This window comes from Streptomyces sp. NPDC038200 (assembly GCF_055600785.1).
In genome coordinates this window covers 284275-302306 of the sequence record NZ_JBVJYH010000003.1, presented here as the reverse complement: position 1 = coordinate 302306, position 18032 = coordinate 284275, and the positions used below count along the sequence as shown (strand labels likewise).

Below are 18032 nucleotides of genomic sequence, written 5' to 3'. Positions count from 1 at the left end.
GGGTCAGTCCCGCACCGCCGCGTGCACCAGCCGCCGCAGCTCCGGGAAGACCTTCAGCTTCTTCGGGCGCACCTGGGTCATGAACTGCACGGTCAGATCGCGGGCCGGGTCGATCCAGAACGCGGTGCCGGCCACGCCGGTCCAGCCGTAGGTGCCGAGGTGGGACGGGGCCAGGGTGCGCGCGGGGTCGGTGACGACGGAGACGTTGAAACCGAAACCGAGGCCGTCCATGCTCGGCTCCCGGTGCACCGGGGCGCCGAAGGAGCGGAGGGTCGCCCCGTCGGGCAGCTGGTTGCGGGTCATCGCGGCGAGCGTCTCGGGGGTCAGCAGCCGTACGCCGTCCAACTCGCCGCCCCGCCGCAGCAGCTCCATGAAGCGGTGGAAGTCGTGGGCGGAGGAGACCAGACCGCCACTGCCGGACAGGAACCGGGGCCGGCCGCGCACCGGCAGTCCCGGCACCGGCTCGATGCCGCCCTCGTCCGTCTCACCGTACAACTCGGCGAGCCGGCCGGTCTGTTCGGGTGCGATGTGGAAGCCGGTGTCGGTCATGCCGAGCGGGTCCAGGATCCGTTCGGCGAAGAAGGCGTCCAGCGGCTGCCCGGAGACCACCTCGATCACCCGGCCGAGCACATTGGAGGCGACGGAGTAGTTCCACTGCGTGCCGGGGTCGAACTGGAGCGGCATCCGCGCGTACAGCTCGACGGTCTCGGCGAGGTCCTTGCCCGGCGGCACCGAGTACTCCAGGCCCGCCTCGCGGTAGAGCGCGTCCACGGGGTGGCGGTGGTAGTAGCCGAAGGTGAGGCCCGCGGTGTGGGTGAGCAGCTGCCGGATCAGTATCGGGCCGGCGGCCGGACGGGTACGGAGACCGGCGCCCGAACCGCCCTCGTACACGCGGGGGCCGGCGAAGGCGGGCAGATGGCGGTCGACCGGGTCGTCCAGGGACAGTCGTCCCTCCTGCGCCAGCAGCAGCACCGCCACCGCGGTGACCGGCTTGGTCATCGAGTAGATCCGCCACAGCGTGTCCGCCTCGACGGGCAGCCCGGCCGCGACGTCCCGCAGGCCGTACGTGGTCAGATGGGCGACACGGCCGCCGCGGGCCACGGCCACCAGGTAGCCGGGGAGCCGCCCCTCGTCGACGTGCCGGGCGAGGTGCCGGTCCAGGCGCTCCAGCGCCTCGCCGTCCAGGCCCGCCTCCGCCGCCTCGACGTCCTGTCGCAGCTGTGCCATCGCTCTCCTCCGGTCGTGTCGTCCGCGGCGCGCCCCGGCTGCCCCGCCGGCCCGCGTCCGCCCTCATCGTCGCGCAGGAGCACCGGCCGGGACCGGATGGTCGGGGGTGTGTGTGATCGACGCGACGCCGTCCGGGCCGGGCAGGGCACGGGCCGCGGGCAGGGCGAGCGCGGCCACCGCCGCCAGGACGAGCAGCGCGGCCCCGGTGCCCGCGCCCAGCAGCGCGCTCGCCGCGGCCACGCCCACGGCGGGCCCGATGTTCAGCGCGGTCTGCTGCAGGCCGCCCGCCACTCCGGCCACGGTCACCTCCGCGCGTCGCACGATCACGTGGGTGGCCGCCACCATCACGGTGCCGAATCCGGCGCCCAGCAGCGCGAAGGCGCCCGCGAGTCCGGGCAGGGAGGTGGTCCGGGACAGGAGGAGGACGCCGGCCGTGAGCGCCGCCGTCGCCCCCGCCGTCGTACGGCGCGCACCGCACCGGCGCAGCAGCGCGGGGCACAGCGCGGCCGACAGCACCATCAGCACCGCGAGCGGCAGGCTCCGCAGGGCGCTGTCGAACGGGTCGAGACCGAGGTGGCGCTGGAGGACGTACGTCGCGACGAACAAGGTCCCGAACAGCGACGCGGAGACGGCGACCAGCAGGCCGAGCGCCGCCCCGATCGCAGGGGAGCCGATCACCTCGGGCGGCAGCAGCGGGCTCGGTGTCCGCCGCTCGCGCCGCACGAGGGCGGCGGTCGCGAGCGCGGCGACGGCGAGGCCCGCCACGGAGACGGGCCGGGCGGTGAGCGCGTACACCAGGCAGGCGAGCGCCCCCGCGAGCAGTACGGCACCCGGCAGGTCCAGCGCGGTCCGGGCGGGAGCCGGGCGGCGGTCCGGCCGCAGCAGGGCCGGCAGGCCGAAGGCCAGCGCCGTCGGCACGTTGACGAGGAACACCGCCCGCCAGCCCAGGCCGGTCACCAGCGCGCCGCCCACCAGCGGCCCCGCCGCCGCGGCCAGTCCGATCGCGCCGGTCCGCACGGCCAGGGGCGAGGCGAGCCGGTCCGGCGGATAGGCGGCCCGCAGCATGCCCAGCGTGGCCGGCTGCAACAGCGCCCCGAACACCCCCTGTACCGCGCGCAGTCCGATCACCCAGCCCACCGCGGGTGCGAGGGCGATGCCCGCCGAGGCGGCGCCGAACCCCAGCATGCCGAGCCCGAACAGCCGCCGGTGCCCGTACCGGTCGCCGAGCCGCCCCGCGAACACCAGCAGACCCGCCACCACGACGAGATACGCGGTGCTGGTCCACTGCACCTCGGCGAACGACGCGTCCCACTCGCGTTGCAGGCTGGGCTGGGCGACGGTGAGGACCGTCCCGTCCAGGGCGACGACCACCGCGCCCGCCACGCTGCTCACGAGTGTCCAGGACCGGTTCACCGGCCGCCCTCCGGGCCCAGGTGGGCGACCAGGACGGTATCGAGCAGCGGTTCGACATCCGTCTCGCCGAGAGCGAGCTGGAGGCTTCGCCAGCGCCACAGCTGGGCCGTCCCGTGCAGGTTCGCCCACAGGGCGCCCGCCACCCGCCGGGCGTCGGCATCGGGGTTCGCGTACCCGATCAGCTCGGTGAACCGGGCGAACAGCGGAAGGCTCGTCTCGCGCAGCCCCAGCCGACCGCTCTCCAGCAGGTCGTGACGGAACATCAGCTCGTACATGCCGGGCCGGTCCAGCGCGAACTCCAGATAGGTCCGGGCCAGCGCGGCGACCTGGGCGCGGGGGCCGCCGGTCTCCCGGGCCGAGGTCGCTCGCACCCTCTCGGCCAGGTCGGCGAAGCCCCGGCGGGCGACGGCGGAGAGCAGCTCCAGATGGGTGGGGAAGTGGCGGCGCGGCGCCCCGTGGGAGACGCCCGCGCGGCGGGCGATCTCCCGCAGGGTCAGCGCCTGCGCCCCCTCGGCGGCCAGCAGCTCCACGCCGGCGTCCACGAGGCGGTCCCGCAGGCTGATGTCGGACTCGGTCATGGACCGTGTCTACCAGGAGGCAGTAGACACTGTCTACCACTCTCGTAGACAATGTCTACGGCGTGTCACCCCCACGGGAATGCGCGCGGCACCGCCGCGAGTTGACCCGATATGACTCAGGACCCCACACAGGACGCGTTGCTCGGGCTGCTCGCCGAAGGCCATGCCGGCGTACTGGTCACGCTCCGGCGCGACGGCCGCCCCCAGCTGTCCAACGTCAGCCACGCCTACGACCCCGAGGAGCGGATCATCCGGATCTCGGTCACCGACGACCGCGCCAAGACCCGCAACCTCCGCCGTGACCCGCGTGCCTCCTACCACGTGACCAGCGACGACCGCTGGGCGTACACCGTCGCCGAGAGCATCGCCGAGCTGTCCCCGGTCGCCGCCGACCCCCACGACGAGACCGTCGAGGAACTGATCCGGGTCTACCGCGACGTCCTCGGCGAACACCCGGACTGGGACGACTACCGGGCCGCCATGGTGCGCGACCGCCGCCTGGTGGTGCGGCTGCACGTCGAGCGGGCGTACGGCATTCCGAAGAGCTGACCGCCGGCGGGATCCCGGCTACGGCGCCGCGGCGGTCCGCGTCTCGATCGCCCGCAGCACGGCGACCATGTCCTCGCCGCCGTGCCCCTGTGCCACCGTCTCCTCGAACAGGGTGTGACAGACGTCGAGGAGCGGTGAGGCCAGACGGGCCTTGCGGGCCGCCTCGGCGATCAGCCGGTTGTTCTTCAGCACGTCCAGCGCCGCCGCCTGCACCGCGAAGTCCCGCTCGCGCAGCTTGGGCGCCTTCATCCGGGACACCCCGCTCGCCATCGGGCCCGCGTCCAGGACGTCCAGGAACAGCCGGCGGTCCAGGCCCTGCCGCTCGGCGAAGTGGAACGCCTCGGTCAGTCCGGTGACCAGGGTGATCAGGAAGAGGTTCACCGACAGCTTCATCAGCAGCGCCCCGGGTGCCGGCCCGCACACGAAGGTCTCCCGGCACAGCGGCGCGAGCAGCGGCCGTACGGCGGTGACGGCGTCCTCCTCGCCGGCGAGCAGGGCGACCAGCCGCCCCTGCTCCGCCGGCACCCGGGACCCGGAGACGGGTGCTTCCACGTACCGGCCGCCCGCGGCACGGATGTCGGCCTCCAGGGCGTGCGAGTACTCCGGCGAGGTCGTGCCCATGTGCACGACGGTCCGGCCCGCGACCCGTGCGGCCAGTCCGGGCGTGCCCCGGCCGAGGACCGTGTCCACGGCGGCCTTGTCGGCGAGCATCAGCAGCACCACCTCCGCCCGCGCGAACACCCCGGCGGCGTCCGCCGCGACCTCGGCACCGGCCGCCCGCAGCGGTCGCGCGCGTTCCGGGGTGCGGTTCCAGACCACCAGAGGGGTGCCGGCGGAGGCCAGGCGCAGGGCCATGGGCCGCCCCATCACTCCGAGACCGATGAATCCGACGTGCACGGGAGGCCGCCCTTCGCGCCACGGGTCCGACTATGACAACGGTCATAGTAGCGCCGCCTATGACGGCGGTCATAGGGTGGGAGGGAACGGAGGTGGCCGATGACGCAGGAGCGGCACGGACCGCGGGAGCGGATGGTCTTCAGCGCGGCCCAGCTCATCCGGCGGGGCGGGGTCACCGCGACCGGCATGCGCGAGGTCGCCGCGCACGCACGGGCACCGCGCGGCTCCCTCCAGCACTACTTCCCGGGCGGCAAGGAGCAACTGGTCAACGAGGCGGTCGCCTGGGCCGGCCGGTACGCGGGCAAGCGCGTCGCCCGCTTCCTCGCCGGGCTCGACGAACCGACGCCGAGCGGTCTGTTCGCCGCGATGGCCGCGCAGTGGACCGAGGAGTACACGACGGACGGCTACGCGGCGGGGTGCCCGGTCGCCGCCGCCACGGTCGACGCCGCCTCCTGCGCCGACTCGACCCGGGAGGCGGCGGCAGCCGCGTTCGCGACCTGGCGGCAACCGGTCGCCGGGGCGCTCACGGAGATGGGGGTGCCCGCCGCACGGGCCGAGCCCCTGGCCACCCTCATGATCAGCACCCTGGAGGGCGCGATCCTGATGGCCCGCGCGGAGCGGGACGTACGGCCCCTCACCACCGTGGTGCGGGAACTGGGCCCGCTGCTCGACGCCGCCGTGCGCCCCCGGCCGGCCTGACCGGTCCGGGCGCGCCGGGTGTCACCGGCGTGGTGCGGAACCCGGCTCACCGTCCGCCGCCGCGCGTCCCCGGCCGGCCCGGTCAGTCCCAGTACGCCGCGTCCTCCGGGACCGCGGCCCCGCCCGTCTCCTCCTTGACCCATGCCTCCAGCTGGTCCACGAAGTCGGCCGCCCGGTGCCGCCAGTTCAGGTCCGACACGGCGGCCTCCCGGCCCCGCCGGGCGGCGCGCAGCCGCAGTTCGGCGTCGTCGGCCAGCCGGCGGACCGCGTCGGCCGCGGCCGGCGGATCCTCGTACGGCACCACGAAGCCGCAGCCGTACCGCTCGACCAGCTCCGTGGCCAGCGGGGTGGGCGTGGTGACCACCGGAACGCCGTGGGCCATGTACTCCACCACCTTGGTGGGCCGGGAGTGCCGGTAGTTGGGCTGGTCGTGGAGGAGGGACAGACCGGCCAGTGCGCCGGAGAGCCGGGCCAGCGCGCGGTCGTTGGACAGGAAGCCGTACCAGCGCAGCACCCCGTCCCGGTCGGCCGTCGCGAGGGCCTCCTGTACGTCGGGGTCCGCCGCTCCTATCGCCTCGACCCGGACGGCGGGCGCCAGCAGCCGCGCCGTGTCGATCAGGTCGAGCGCGCCGCGGGCCCGGGACAACTGGCCCAGGTAGACGACCCGGTCGTGGCCGGGCGGCGGGGGCGGATCGGGCGGCGGGGTGGCGAGGTTGGGCACGACGGGGTGGGTCCGGCGGAAGCGGTCCTGGTAGGCGTCCTCGGCGAGCAGCAGCCGCAGCCGGCGCTCCGCCAGCCGCTCCACCGCCCGCACCGCCGTCCGCAGCGGCGGACGCAGCAGCCGCGGCATCCAGCCCTTCATGACCAGCGCCGCCGCCGTGTCCTCGTGCACGTCCCACACGGTCACCGGCGACGCACCGGCCCGGCGCAGCCGGCGCAGCGTGCCGGGAAGGGCCAGCAGCAGCTCCGGATCGTGCAGCAGGACCACGTCCGCCGCCGGGCCGTGCTCGGCGAGCAGCGCCCGGGCCGCGCGCAGTGCCGCCCCCCGGTCCCGGCCGGCCGCACGGGGCAGGTCCACGCCCTCCACGTACGGCCGGGGGGCCGTGTTCCGGGCGGCGAACGGGGCCGCGTACACCACCCGGTGCCCGCGCTCGCGCAGCGCGGCGATCTCACGGTGCAGGATGCGCGCGTCCTCGGGATGGTGGACGACGGTGACGACGAGTATCCGCATGGCAGTGCCTTTCAACTCCGCGCGGGCCGACGGCTGGTGCCGGGGCCGGGGGCCTACAGGACCTCGACGCCGGGCTTGAAGATGCGCCCGCGGGTGTCGAACAGCAGCCGCGCGGTGTCCGCGAGGGCCGGCAGGTCGTAGGCGGAGTGGTCCTGGAGCAGGACGGTCAGGTCGTGCTCGCGCAGTGCGGCCGGGAGGTCCTCGACGCGGGGCACGGTCACCCCGTCGACCGACCACAGCGGCACGTGCGGATCGTGGAAGGCGATGTCGGCCTCGCGCTCCCGCAGCAGTCGGGCCACCGGCGCGGCCGGGGTCTCGCGCAGATCGGCGACGTCCGGCTTGTAGGTGACGCCGAGCAGCAGCACCCGGGAGCCGCGCAGCGGGCGGCCGGCGGTGTTGAGCAGGTCCTGGGCGCGGCGCACCACGTACTCCGGCATCCGCCGGTTGATCTCCTGGGCCAGCTCGACGAACCGGAACTCGTAGCCCAGCGAGGAACGCACCTTGTACGACAGGTAGTTGGGGTCGATGGGTATGCAGTGGCCGCCGACTCCGGGGCTCGGCCGGAACGCCTGGAAGCCGAAGGGCTTCGTCCCCGCGCAGCGGATCGCGTCCCACACGTCCACGTGCAACTCACGGCTGATGATGGCCAGTTCGTTGACGAGGGCGATGTTCACGTGCCGGTAGGTGTTCTCCAGCAGCTTGGCCATCTCGGCCTCGCGGGTGCCCTTCGCCTGCACCACCATGTTCACGAACTTGCCGTAGAACGCCACCGCCTGCACCGCGCAGGACGGGGTGCAGCCGCCGACCACCTTCGGGGTCTCGCGCAGCCCGTGCTGGGTGTTGCCGGGGTCGATGCGCTCGGGGGAGAAGGCGAGGGCGAAGTCCTCGCCGGCGCGCAGGCCGGACTCCTCCAGCAAGGGCCGCACCACCTCCTCGGTGGTGCCCGGATACGTGGTCGACTCCAGCACCACGAGCCGGCCGCGCCGCAGCCGGCCGGCGACCGCGCGGGTGGCGGAGACGACCGCGCCCAAATCGGGTCCGCCGTCCTCGCCGAGCGGGGTCGGCACACAGATCACCACGGTCCGCGCGCGCGCCAGACAGGCGTCGTCGGTGAACGCGGCGAAGCCCGCTTCCCGCATCCGCCGGACGTCGTCGTCCGAGACGTCGTCGACGTGAGAGCGCCCGGAGTTGAGCCCCTCGACGACACGGGGGTCGCGGTCCAGGCCCACGACGCGCAGGCCGACCGAGGCCGCCTCCCGGGCCAGTGGCAGTCCGACGTAGCCGAGCCCGATCACGGCCAGATCGACGTCGGCGGAGTCTTCTTGCGCGCCCTGTCGCGGGCCTTCGCGCGGATCCTCGTCCTTGAGCGGTTCGACCTCGTCCCCGAGCGGTTGGGTCCGTTTGACCTGCATAGGGATTCACCCGGCCTTCACGGCTGGACTGGTGGGGGTGCGCAGGACTCAGGCGCATCCGAGAGAGCGATACGCCTCACGCGTCGTCGCGGCGACCCGGTCCCAGGTGCGTTCCCGCGCGACCACCGCGCGAGCGGCGACTCCCCATTCGAGTCGCTGTTTATGACTGTAAAGCACCATTTCCAGTTCATCTGCCCAGGCAAGGGGCGAATCGGGCGGAATTAGTCGGCCGTTCACCTCCGGTTCGACCAGTTCTCGCAGGGCGGCGAGATCACTCGCGGTGACGGGAAGACCGCTCGCCATCGCTTCGACCGGTTTCAGCGGGGTCACCAGACGGCAGACCCGCTCGTCGGTGCGCGGCACCGCGAACACGTCCAACGCCGCGTAGTAGTAACGGACTTGGTCGTGCGGAACACGCCCGGTGAACAGTGCCGTGCCGTCCGCGTCCAGGCCCAGCCGGGCGGCCAGCCGCTGCAGTGCCGCGCGCTCCGGCCCGTCCCCGACGATCAAGAGCCGCAGCGGTACTCCGCGCCGCCGCAGCTCTACACCCGCATGGAGCAATGTGCCGATCCCCTCGTGCGGGGTGAGGCTGCCGACCGTGCCCACCACGTACTCGTCCGCGGCGATGCCGAGCCGGGCCCGCACCGGCGCCCCGTCGGGCGGCGGCGCGAGGAACGTCTCGTCCACGGCGTTCGGCACGAGCAGCACCCGCTCCTCCGGCACCCCGCGCGCCACGATCTCGGCCTTCATCGCGGCCCCCAGCGTCAGCACCAGGTCGGCCTCCCGCATGCAGTGCGTCTCCAGCGCACGCCGCATCCGGTACACCGGGTCCCGCCGGGTGCGCGCCGGGTCCTGGGTCAGCCAGGTCTCCTCCAGAAAGCCCCGCACCTCGTAGACGACCGGCAGTCCGTAGGTCTCCCGCAGGGCCAGGGCCACCCGCCCGTTGCCGTGGTCGGTGGCCGCGTGCAGCACGGCGGGCCGCAGCCGCTCCACCAACCGCCCCGCCAGCTCCGCGTTCCGGGCCAGCAACGGCCCCTGCCCGTAGGGCAGCCAGGCGGGCAGCAGCCGGTGCTGCGGTACCTCGCGCACGATCTGCAGGGGGCCGGCGTCCAGCACCCCGCGCGCGACCGGGAAACCGATCCGGGTCACCACGTGCGGATCGAGTCCGGCGGCCCGCTGGGCCTCGGCGAGCTTCTGCGTGCGCACGGTGTATCCGGCGTGGGCGAACGGCAGCGAGTTGGTCACCAGATGCAGCACCCGGCCGGGCACCGGCCGGACCGGCCGGCCGGCCGGTGCGCTCACCCGAACGGCGGACGGCGCCGCGCCCGGTCCGGTCGCACGGGCCCGGACCGCCAGCCACCGCTCCACCGGCCGCACCCGGCGCCGAGCCCGCGCGGGCAGCAGGCGTACACCGAGCAGCACGGCGCGGGCGGGATCGTGCCGCAACTCGCCCCAGGCCACGGATGCGGCCAGACTGACAGCGCGGGGGATACGACGGGACATGCCGCCACGGTAGGCCGATGGAGCGCCACGCGCCTCGGCCATGGTCATGCGCCGGTGCCGCCAGAGCACCGGTCCCCCCTCGTCTCCCCCTGTGCTGCCCCCCTTGTTCGACCGCCGACGGAAGGCGAGGACATGAACGGCCGAGTACTCCATGTGGTCGGCACCCGGCCCAACTTCGTGAAGGCGGCACCGGTCGTCGCCGCCCTCGGAACGGCCGGCTGCGACCAGGTCCTGGTCCACACCGGCCAGCACTACGACGCCCGGATGTCGGACGTGTTCTTCCGTCAGCTGGGACTGCCCCGGCCGGACACCGATCTCGGGGTCGGCTCCGGCAGCCACGCCCGGCAGACCGCCGACCTGCTGACGGCCCTGGAGGGCGAACTGACCGCCCGCGCCCCGGCCCTCGTCGTGGTGTACGGCGACGTCAACTCCACGCTGGCCGCCGCCCTGGTCGCCGCCAAGCTGGGCGTCCCCGTCGCCCATGTGGAGGCCGGCCTGCGCAGCTTCGACATGGCGATGCCCGAGGAGGTCAACCGGCGCCTGGTCGACCAGCTGGCCGAGCTGCTCCTCGTCACCAGCCCGGAAGCCGTCGGCCACCTCGCCCGCGAGGGCGCCGACCCGGCCCGGGTGCACTTCGTCGGCAACCCGATGATCGACACCCTCCTCACCCATCTGGACCTCCTCGACCCGGCCGCCGCCCGCGGCGCGCACGGGCTGCCCGAGCGCTACGGCGTCGTCACCCTGCACCGCCCCGCCAACGTCGACGACCCCGATGCCGCCCGCGCCGCCGCCCGCGCGCTCACCGAGGCGGCCTGCCACCTGGACCTCGCCGTCCCCCTGCACCCGCGCGGCCGGGACGCGCTGCGCGCGGCGGGCCTGGACGGGGCGCCCGGTGTCCACCTCCTCGAACCCCTCGGGTACGTCGAGTTCATGAGCCTGGTGCGGGGCGCCGCCGCCGTGATCACCGACTCCGGCGGCGTACAGGAGGAGACCACCGTCCTCGGCGTGCCCTGCCTGACACTGCGCACCACCACCGAACGCCCCGTCACCGTCACCCACGGCACCAACCGCCTCGTCACCCACCAGGAGCTGGTGCCCGCCCTGCGCAAGGCGATCGACGGCGGGCCGGCCGCGCCCGCGGAGGGTCCGCCGCTGTGGGACGGCAAGGCGGGCCCCCGGATCGCCCGCGTGGTCACCCAGTGGCTGGAGCACCATGACTGACACCACGCTCGACCCCTACGGGCCGCCCGACCCCGACACCCCGCCCGACCCCGACGGCAGCCTCGACTACTGGGACGCCCGTCACCGCGAGCAGGACGAGCTGGCCTCCGGCGGGCACATCGGGCTCGACCGGCCCGGCAACGAGCTCTTCTACGCCCTTCGGCTCGGCACCCTGCTCGACCTCGTCGGCGACCTCAGCAGCCCGGTTGCCCCGCTGTTCGTGCTCGACGCGGGGTGCGGCAAGGGCTGGTTCGCGCGCGCCCTGGCCCGCTGCGGCCACCGCGTGGACGCCTTCGACGGCAGCGAGGAGGCGATCGACCGGGCCCGGGAGGCCGGCGGCGGCCCCCGCTACGCCCGCTCCCGGCTCGACGCGTGGCGCAGCCCGTGGCCGTACGACATCGTGCTCTGCGTCGACGTGCTCTTCCATCTCCTCGACGACACGGAGTGGGCGGCGGCCCTGCGCAACCTGGCCTCCCTGGTCCGCCTCACCGGCCGCCTGATCGTCACCGACGAGGACACGGCCGTACCGCGGCCACGCGGCGACTACATCCTGCACCGGCCGACGGCCGCCTACCGCTCCGTACTCGAACCCCTCGGCCTGCGGCACACCGAGTTCCGGCCGTACGGATTCCGGGAGATCGAGGTCGGCTTCCACGTCTTCACGAGGATCCGCTGATGCGTCTGACCGATCTGCTCCACCCGCACCTGGACGGCGTCACCACGGTCGTCGACGCGGCCGGCCACGGCCTGCGCCTCGCGCCCTACCTCCATCTGCCCGACGGCGTCGCCCTGCTCGACGACGACGGCCGGCGGACCGTCGGCGAAGGGGAGCTGGTCCTCCTGTCGTACGGCCCGGACCCCGCCCTGCACGGCACCGAGGACGACTGCCTCGCGGTGCTGGAACGCATCCGGCCCGGCGGCCGCGGGCTGCTCATGTTCGGTCACCCCGGACCCGAGCCGCCCTACCACCGGCTCCTGGACGGCCTGGTGGCGCAGCGCTGCCAGGTGCTGCGGGCCGCCCCCCTCGACTACGTCCATCTGCACGCGGGCGCGGTCTTCGCCCGCCTCGGCACCGACCGGCTCCTGCCGCCGCAGGACTGGTGCGGGCGCCCGGTGCCGGCGGACGGCTTCGCCACCACCCTGCGGACGGCCGGCGAGTACGTCCTCGCCGACCTCGTCTCGCGCACCCTGCGCGCCCGCCACCAGGATCTGGAGCGCCGTGCCGAGGAGGCCGAACGCGCCCGGGACGCCGTCCACGAGGACGGCCTCGCCGACCGGCTGGCCGCCGCCCTACGGGAGAAGGAGCAGCTGGCCTCCGCCCTGCGCGGAGCCCGCGGCCGGGTCGAGGTGCTCCAGGCGCGGGTGGCCATGCTGGAGGGCTCCACCTCGCTCCGGGTGGGCAAGGCGCTGGTGTCGGCGGCCCGGGCGCCGCGGCGCCGGATGCCGGGGCTGCCCCGGGAGCTGTACGGGCTGTGGCGGGGGCGTGCCGCGAAGAAGCCCGCGCCGACGTCCCGGCGCGCCGGCCCCGGCTCCGTACCCCTGATCGCGGACGACCGCCTCCACCTGGTGCACCGCGCGTTCTCCGCCGCCCCCCGCGACCGGCTGGTGATCGCGGGCGTGCTCACCGACCGCACCGCCGAGGACTTCGCGGCGGACGCCGTCGTGAACCGGCCGCTCCCGCACGACGGCGCGCTGCTCGTGCGGCGCACCGACCCCGACGCCGTGGTGGTGCAGCTGAGCGCCTGCACGGCCGACGGCCCCTGGGCGCTCGCCGGAACCGGCATGGCACCGGACCTCGACCGGAGACTGGCCGGACTCCTCACCGAGGCGCGGGCCCTCGGCCGGTCGGCCGTCCTGTGGCGGGACGCCCCGGCGTCCGCCGCGCCCGGCCTCGCCCACCTGTCCTGGGACGCCGTCCTCGACACCGACACCGGCGTGCGGCTCGCCCGGCTGGATCCGGCCGAGAACGGCAGCGAGCGGCTGCGGGAGGCGTTCCAGTGGGACAGCACCCGGGTCCGGCTGGCCGAACTCGCCCGGCTGGTCGGCGCCCCCGACCCGCTGGACGAACGCCGGGTCGCCGTGCTGGCCGCGCCCCGCGACCGGCACGACGTGGCACGCCTGGTCGCCCAGGTGCTGGGCCAGCAGCACCGCCCCGCCGAAGTGGTCGTCCCCGACCCGGCGGGCCTCGACGAACTCGACGCGGCGGGCGTCGCCGTCCGCACCGGGCTGCCCACCGCGGCCTGGGTCGCCGACTGGACCGACCTCACCGAGGACCGTCCGGACACCCTGCTGCTGGACCTGATGTGCGCCCAGGAGTACTCGGGCGCCGACGCGCTGGGCCACGCCCCGGCCGGCGCCGACTACACGTTCGTACCGGCGCTGCGGCAGCCGCTGCTGGTCCGCCGGGCCCTGCACCTCGAGGGCGCGCCGCCGCAGAGCTGGTGCGGCCGGGGGTACCGCCTGTTCGCCGTACGCGGGAAGGAGCCGTCATGAGTCGCGTGGTACGGGCACTGGTCTACGGCGACGTGGACCTCAACCTCATCGACGGCTCCGCCGTCTGGGCCCAGTCGACCGTGCAGGCGCTGTCGCTGGCCGGGTGCGAGACCCGGCTGGTGCTCAAGGCCCCGGTGCAGACCGGGCGGCTGACCGATCCGCTCGCCGGGCTGCCCGGGGTGCGGATCGTGCGACCCGCCGAGGAACGGCTGGTCCCCGGGCAGGCCGGCCGGCCCCTGTCACCGGTACAGGCATCCCAGCTCCTCGCCCGGCTCGACCAGGAGGAGCCCTGCGACCTGCTCGTGCTGCGCGGACGCAGGCTCGTCGGCCAGGTCGTCACCGACGGCCGCTTCCACGGACGGATCTGGGCCTACCTCACCGACATCCCGCAGTCCGCCGCCGCGATGACGGAGCGAGCCCGCGCGGAACTCGCCCGCATCGCCGCCGCCTCCCGGCACCTGCTCTGCCAGACCGAGGAGTTGCGCTGCTTCCTGGAGACCTGGGTGCCCGCGGCCTGCGGCCGGAGCGTGCTCTGCCCGCCCGCCGTGCCGGAACCCGGCTTCCCGGTGCCGGACCACGACCGGGCGCACGATCCGCTCCGGCTCGTCTACACCGGCAAGTTCGCGCCGCTGTGGAACACCCTGCCCATGACCCGGCTGCCGGCCCTGCTGGCCGCGCGGGGCGTCCGCGCCGAACTGCACACCGTCGGCGACAAGATCCACGACGACCCCGCCCACCCCGGATTCCAGGACGCGATGTTCCGCGCCCTGCACGGCGGCACCCCGGGCGTCCACCATCACGGCGGACAGCCCCGCGAGGAGGCCATGCGCATCGCCGCCGACTGCGACCTCGGCCTCGGCTGGCGCGACCCCCAGCTCGACGCCAGCCTGGAACTGTCCACCAAAGTTCTGGAGTTCGGCGCGCTCGGCCTGCCCGTCGTGCTCAACCGCACACCCGCGCACGAGGCGCTGCTCGGCACCGACTACCCCCTGTACGTGCCCGGCCGGGCCGGACCGGAGGACGCCGCCGAGGCCGTGGCCCGCGCCGCCCGCGAGCCCGAGGCCCGCCGGCTCGCCGCCGAGCGCTGCCGCGAGGCCGCCGGCCGCTACACCCTCCGGGCCGCCGCCGGTCGCTGGCGCGCCCATCTGGACCGGGCCCTGCCGCCCGCACCCGCCGGCGTCACCCACCGCACCCGTCCGCTGCGGGTCGGCGTCGCGGGCCACGACCTGAAGTTCCTCACCCGGCTCCTCGACCACTTCCGCGCCCTGCCGGGACTCGACGTACGGGTCGACAACTGGCCCGCGCTGGCCCGGCACGACGCGGCCGCCAGCCGGGAACTCGCCGACTGGGCCGACGTGGTGGTCATCGAGTGGTGCGGCCCGGCCGCCGTCTGGTACAGCCGCCACAAGCGGCGCGGCAGCCGGCTGGTGATCCGGCTGCACCGGTTCGAACTGGACGCCGAGTGGCCCCGGCAGGTCGACATCGACGCCGTCGACCGGGTGATCTGCGTCAGCCCGTACTACGCCCGCCGCACCCTGGAGCACACCGGCTGGCCGGAGCACAAGGTCGTGGTCGTCCCGAACTGGGTGGACGTCGACCAGCTCGACCGGCCCAAGGCACCCGGCGCCCGGCACCGCCTCGGCATGATCGGCATCGCGCCCGGCCGCAAACGCCTCGATCTCGGCCTGGACGTGCTGGAGTCCCTGCGCGCCCGGGACCGGCGCTGGCACCTGTCGGTCAAGTCCAAGCCGCCGTGGGAGTACTGGTGGATCTGGAACAAGCCGGAGGAACGCGCGCACTACGAGGCGATCCTGCGCCGCGTCCAGACCTCCCCGCTGCTCGAAGGGGCGGTCGTCTTCGACGACTTCGGATCGGACGTGGCGAGCTGGCTGCGCCGTGTCGGACACGTCCTGTCCACCAGCGACGACGAGAGCTTCCACCTCGCCCCGGCCGAGGGGATGGCCTCCGGCGCGGTACCGGCGCTGCTGCCGTGGCCCGGCGCGGACGAGATCTACGACCGGCGGTGGATCCACGACGGCCCGCAGGCGATGGCCGAGGCGATCGCCGGGCTCGGCAAGACCCAGGAGACCTGGCGGGCCGCCGCGGACACGGCCCGCGCCCAGGTGCGCGAGTCCTATGCGCTGGACCGCGTGGCGGCGGCCTGGACACAGCTGCTGGTGCGCACGAGAGGGGAGTGAGCGGCGGGGCGAGGGCCGGGTCGCGGCGAGTGATGAACCCACTGGATAGTGAGTTGTAGTGAGTGGGACGCGGCGCGCGTGTTTCCCTCGGTGTCGGTGACCCGTGCGCGAAGCCGTCAGCCGGCCGCGCGCTCCGCCGTCAGGTAGGCGATCACCATGTCCCCGAGCATGGTGCGGTAGCGCTCCCGCTGCGCCGGGTCCACCAGGTCCCGGCCGAACAGGGCGCCGAAGGTGTGCCGGTTGGCGACCCGGAAGAAGCAGAACGAGCTGATCATCGCGTGCAGGTCGACGGCGTCCACCTCGGCCGTGAACAGCCCCGACTCCCGCCCCGTGGCGAGGATGCGGCGGATCGCGTCCAGTGCCGGGGAGCCGATCCGGCCCAGTTCTTCGGAGGCCGCGATGTGCTCGGCGCCGTGGATGTTCTCGATGCTGACCAGACGGATGAAGTCCGGGTGCCGCTCATGGTGGTCGAAGGTCAGCTCGGCCAGCCGCCGGATCGCCGCCACGGGGTCCAGATGCTCGACGTCCAGCCGCTGCTCGGCGTCCCGGATCGCCCCGTACGCCCGCTCCAGCACGGCCGTGAACAGCTGTTCCTTGCCGCCGAAGTAGTAGTAGATCATCCGCTTCGTGGTGCGGGTGCGGGCCGCGATCTCGTCGACGCGGGCGCCGTCGTAGCCGGACCGGGCGAACTCCTGCGTGGCCACGTCGAGGATCTCGGCCTTGGTGCGGGCGGCGTCGCGTACCCGTCCGCCGGGTCGTACCGGTTCTTCGACGCTGGTCATCGGAGTCCTTCGGGGCCGTGGGACGCCTGGGCGGCGCGCTCGTTCGCGTGCCGGTGATTGTAGAAGCAGGGCGCCGGCGCGCGGCGGGAGCTCCCGGAGGGCACGCTCGGCCGATACGGCTGACGTACTGGTTCGTACATCAGCGCCGCCGTGGAGGTCCGCGTGTCCGACGATTCCTGTCGCGTCGGGCTGATCGGCGCCCGCGTCGCGGGCGGCGCCTTCCGGCGCTGCCGCACCGAGACCGTCGGCCGGGTCTTCCTCGAACTGGTCCAGCGCGATCCCGGCCACCGGGGGTACGGCGCTGCGAACGCGCCGGTGCGGCCGGCGGCCCAGCACGCGGCGCGCGGCTTCACTGGCGGGTGACCGTGCGGGTGACGCCGGCGATGACCGTCGTCGCCAGGATCCAGCCGGTGAGGACGAGGACGTAGGCGAGCACCTGGTATCCGCCGTGGGGCGCGAACGCCGAGTCCTGCCCGAAGGAGATCACCGGCAGCAGCAGGTCGAGCGTGTAGAACACCGGGTCGAACGGCGGTGCCTCGCCCGCCTTCAGCGGCTGCGGGGGGTGCAGCGCGAAGACGGCGGAACCGAGCGCGAGCAGTGACAGCAGCCACCCGGCGGCGCGCAGCGGGCGGAAGCCGTAGCCGACGGTGACGTCCTGGACCAGACCCCACAGCCGGCCGTACCAGGGCAGGGTGCGGCGGTGCCGGCGCTGCTTGGCGAGCTGCACGAGCCGGGCCGCGTGGTCGTCGCCCACCCGGCGGTAGGCGGCCGTCAGCTGCTCGTAGGCGTGCGGCACATAGCCGTCGCGCTCCCGCTCCAGCATGGGCAGCCGGCGCTCGGCCGGCTCGTGCGGGGTGAGCGAGGTGTAGGTCAGGTCGCCGAGCAGCACCTCGTCGGGCAGCGACTCCGGTTCCAGCAGCAGGACGTCGAGCTGGGCGCGGCGCAGATTGAGGGCGCCCTCCATGGGCGGCGCCTTGCGCAGCCACAGCTCGCCGATGGTCGCGCTGCCGGCCCGCAGCACCGAACGGCCCGGATGCGACAGGAAGGCGTACGACAGGTCGAGCCGTCCGCCGATGCGGGCGCCGCGCAGGCCCACCCAGCCGCGCACCTCGGCGTGCCGCAGCAGCATGTCGCCCTCGACGGTGAACGTCTCCGCGTCGAGCGCGGCGTGCCCGGCATTGTCGAGCCGTGCCTCGCCGAGGTTCAACGAGCCGGCGAGGGTCGCGCCGTTGAGCCGTATCTGCCCTCGCGTGCGCAGCCCCGGCGCCCACAGGTCGGCGCCGACGGCCGCCTGGTTGAGCTGGAGCACCGGCTCCTCGGTGTCGGGCGCGGCCACCTCCGCGCCCTCCAGGTAGAGGCTGCCGGCGATCCGGGCGCCGCCCAGCCGCAGCGTGCCGGTGCACCGCGCCCGGGTCATCCGCAGCACACCGTCGACGTGCACGGCGTGGCCGACCAGGCCGGGCAGCACGGACTCGCTGAGGTTCAGCTCCCGCAGCCGGGCGGCGTAGCACCGCGGGGCCTCGTCGAAGTGGCAGTGGCGCAGCCGTACCGGGTGGTCGATCGTCGCGTACTGCAGATCGAGCCGCCCGGTGATCCGGGCCCCCGCCAGACTGAGCGACGCTATCTCCCCGTCCTGCTGCGGCCCGTCCAGCAGCAACGCCCGCAGCACCCGGGCCCGTACGGTGCGTTCGGGCCCCCAGTCGCCGCCCCCGGCAGGGTCGTCGTCGGGTCCCTCCCGGAAGTCCACGGCCTCGCCCCGCGGAAACGCCCGCCACACCCGCCTCTCGGCCGCCGTCAGCTCGTCGATCTCCACCGGGGGGACTCTCGCC

General features: G+C 74.5%; 16 protein-coding genes. 7 read left to right on the top strand and 9 right to left on the bottom strand.

From position 1 onward, the window contains the following. Positions 1 to 3 precede the first annotated feature (3 nt). From ACZ7KF_RS08760 to ACZ7KF_RS08750, 3 genes are all read right to left on the bottom strand, one after another. Complete coding sequence (locus ACZ7KF_RS08760; protein ID WP_471070463.1) at positions 4 to 1227, bottom strand: serine hydrolase domain-containing protein; 1224 nt, start codon at positions 1225 to 1227, stop codon at positions 4 to 6. Positions 1228 to 1290: 63 nt separating this feature from the next. Next, positions 1291 to 2640, bottom strand: a complete 1350-nt coding sequence (locus ACZ7KF_RS08755) for an MFS transporter (RefSeq protein ID WP_471070461.1) — start codon at positions 2638 to 2640, stop codon at positions 1291 to 1293. Beyond that, positions 2637 to 3218: a TetR/AcrR family transcriptional regulator gene (locus tag ACZ7KF_RS08750; RefSeq protein WP_471070459.1), complete on the bottom strand. Its 582-nt coding sequence runs from the start codon at positions 3216 to 3218 to the stop codon at positions 2637 to 2639. Before ACZ7KF_RS08750 ends, ACZ7KF_RS08755 begins: the two co-directional genes overlap by 4 nt. 111 nt (positions 3219 to 3329) lie before the next feature. Here ACZ7KF_RS08750 and ACZ7KF_RS08745 point away from each other — a divergent pair, with 111 nt between their 5' ends. Beyond that, complete coding sequence (locus ACZ7KF_RS08745; protein ID WP_471070457.1) at positions 3330 to 3767, top strand: PPOX class F420-dependent oxidoreductase; 438 nt, start codon at positions 3330 to 3332, stop codon at positions 3765 to 3767. Positions 3768 to 3785: 18 nt separating this feature from the next. Here ACZ7KF_RS08745 and ACZ7KF_RS08740 read toward each other — a convergent pair whose 3' ends face one another. Beyond that, the gene (locus ACZ7KF_RS08740; RefSeq protein WP_471070455.1) at positions 3786 to 4664 is read right to left on the bottom strand and encodes an NAD(P)-dependent oxidoreductase; all 879 of its coding nucleotides are present in this window, start codon (positions 4662 to 4664) and stop codon (positions 3786 to 3788) included. A 99-nt stretch (positions 4665 to 4763) separates the two neighbouring features. On the opposite strand from ACZ7KF_RS08740, the gene ACZ7KF_RS08735 reads away from it, so the two are divergent. Continuing rightward, positions 4764 to 5363 carry a TetR/AcrR family transcriptional regulator gene (locus ACZ7KF_RS08735; RefSeq protein ID WP_471070453.1) on the top strand — a complete coding sequence of 200 codons (600 nt, stop codon included), beginning with the start codon at positions 4764 to 4766 and terminating at the stop codon, positions 5361 to 5363. Positions 5364 to 5445: 82 nt separating this feature from the next. Here the strand turns inward: ACZ7KF_RS08735 and ACZ7KF_RS08730 are convergent, their stop codons facing one another. From ACZ7KF_RS08730 to ACZ7KF_RS08720, 3 genes are read right to left on the bottom strand one after another with little or no spacing between them, the layout of a single operon-like run. Then, complete coding sequence (locus ACZ7KF_RS08730; protein WP_471070451.1) at positions 5446 to 6594, bottom strand: glycosyltransferase; 1149 nt, start codon at positions 6592 to 6594, stop codon at positions 5446 to 5448. 53 nt (positions 6595 to 6647) lie between these two features. Further along, the gene (locus ACZ7KF_RS08725) at positions 6648 to 8006 is read right to left on the bottom strand and encodes a nucleotide sugar dehydrogenase (RefSeq protein ID WP_471070449.1); all 1359 of its coding nucleotides are present in this window, start codon (positions 8004 to 8006) and stop codon (positions 6648 to 6650) included. Between the two features lie 48 nt (positions 8007 to 8054). Beyond that, a complete protein-coding gene (locus ACZ7KF_RS08720) occupies positions 8055 to 9509 on the bottom strand; it encodes a glycosyltransferase family 4 protein (RefSeq protein WP_471070448.1) in 1455 nt (484 codons plus the stop codon). Positions 9510 to 9641: 132 nt separating this feature from the next. Between ACZ7KF_RS08720 and wecB the strand changes: the two genes are divergently transcribed. From wecB to ACZ7KF_RS08700, 4 genes are read left to right on the top strand one after another with little or no spacing between them, the layout of a single operon-like run. Next, positions 9642 to 10730, top strand: coding sequence for a non-hydrolyzing UDP-N-acetylglucosamine 2-epimerase (gene wecB, locus ACZ7KF_RS08715; protein WP_471070446.1), 1089 nt, complete (start codon positions 9642 to 9644; stop codon positions 10728 to 10730). Further along, positions 10723 to 11406, top strand: a complete 684-nt coding sequence (locus ACZ7KF_RS08710) for a class I SAM-dependent methyltransferase (RefSeq protein WP_471070444.1) — start codon at positions 10723 to 10725, stop codon at positions 11404 to 11406. The genes wecB and ACZ7KF_RS08710 overlap by 8 nt, the downstream gene beginning before the upstream one ends. Beyond that, positions 11406 to 13223, top strand: coding sequence for a hypothetical protein (locus ACZ7KF_RS08705; protein WP_471070442.1), 1818 nt, complete (start codon positions 11406 to 11408; stop codon positions 13221 to 13223). Before ACZ7KF_RS08710 ends, ACZ7KF_RS08705 begins: the two co-directional genes overlap by 1 nt. Then, positions 13220 to 15421, top strand: a complete 2202-nt coding sequence (locus tag ACZ7KF_RS08700; RefSeq protein ID WP_471070440.1) for a glycosyltransferase family protein — start codon at positions 13220 to 13222, stop codon at positions 15419 to 15421. Before ACZ7KF_RS08705 ends, ACZ7KF_RS08700 begins: the two co-directional genes overlap by 4 nt. Positions 15422 to 15537: 116 nt before the next feature. Here ACZ7KF_RS08700 and ACZ7KF_RS08695 read toward each other — a convergent pair whose 3' ends face one another. Beyond that, positions 15538 to 16203, bottom strand: coding sequence for a TetR/AcrR family transcriptional regulator (locus ACZ7KF_RS08695; protein WP_471070438.1), 666 nt, complete (start codon positions 16201 to 16203; stop codon positions 15538 to 15540). A gap of 162 nt (positions 16204 to 16365) precedes the next feature. Between ACZ7KF_RS08695 and ACZ7KF_RS08690 the strand changes: the two genes are divergently transcribed. After that, positions 16366 to 16566, top strand: coding sequence for a hypothetical protein (locus ACZ7KF_RS08690; RefSeq protein ID WP_471070982.1), 201 nt, complete (start codon positions 16366 to 16368; stop codon positions 16564 to 16566). Here ACZ7KF_RS08690 and ACZ7KF_RS08685 read toward each other — a convergent pair. Further along, entirely contained in the window at positions 16553 to 18016 is a 1464-nt protein-coding gene (locus ACZ7KF_RS08685) for a membrane-associated oxidoreductase (protein WP_471070436.1), read from the bottom strand. The genes ACZ7KF_RS08690 and ACZ7KF_RS08685 overlap by 14 nt on opposite strands. Between the last annotated feature and the right edge of the window lie 16 nt (positions 18017 to 18032).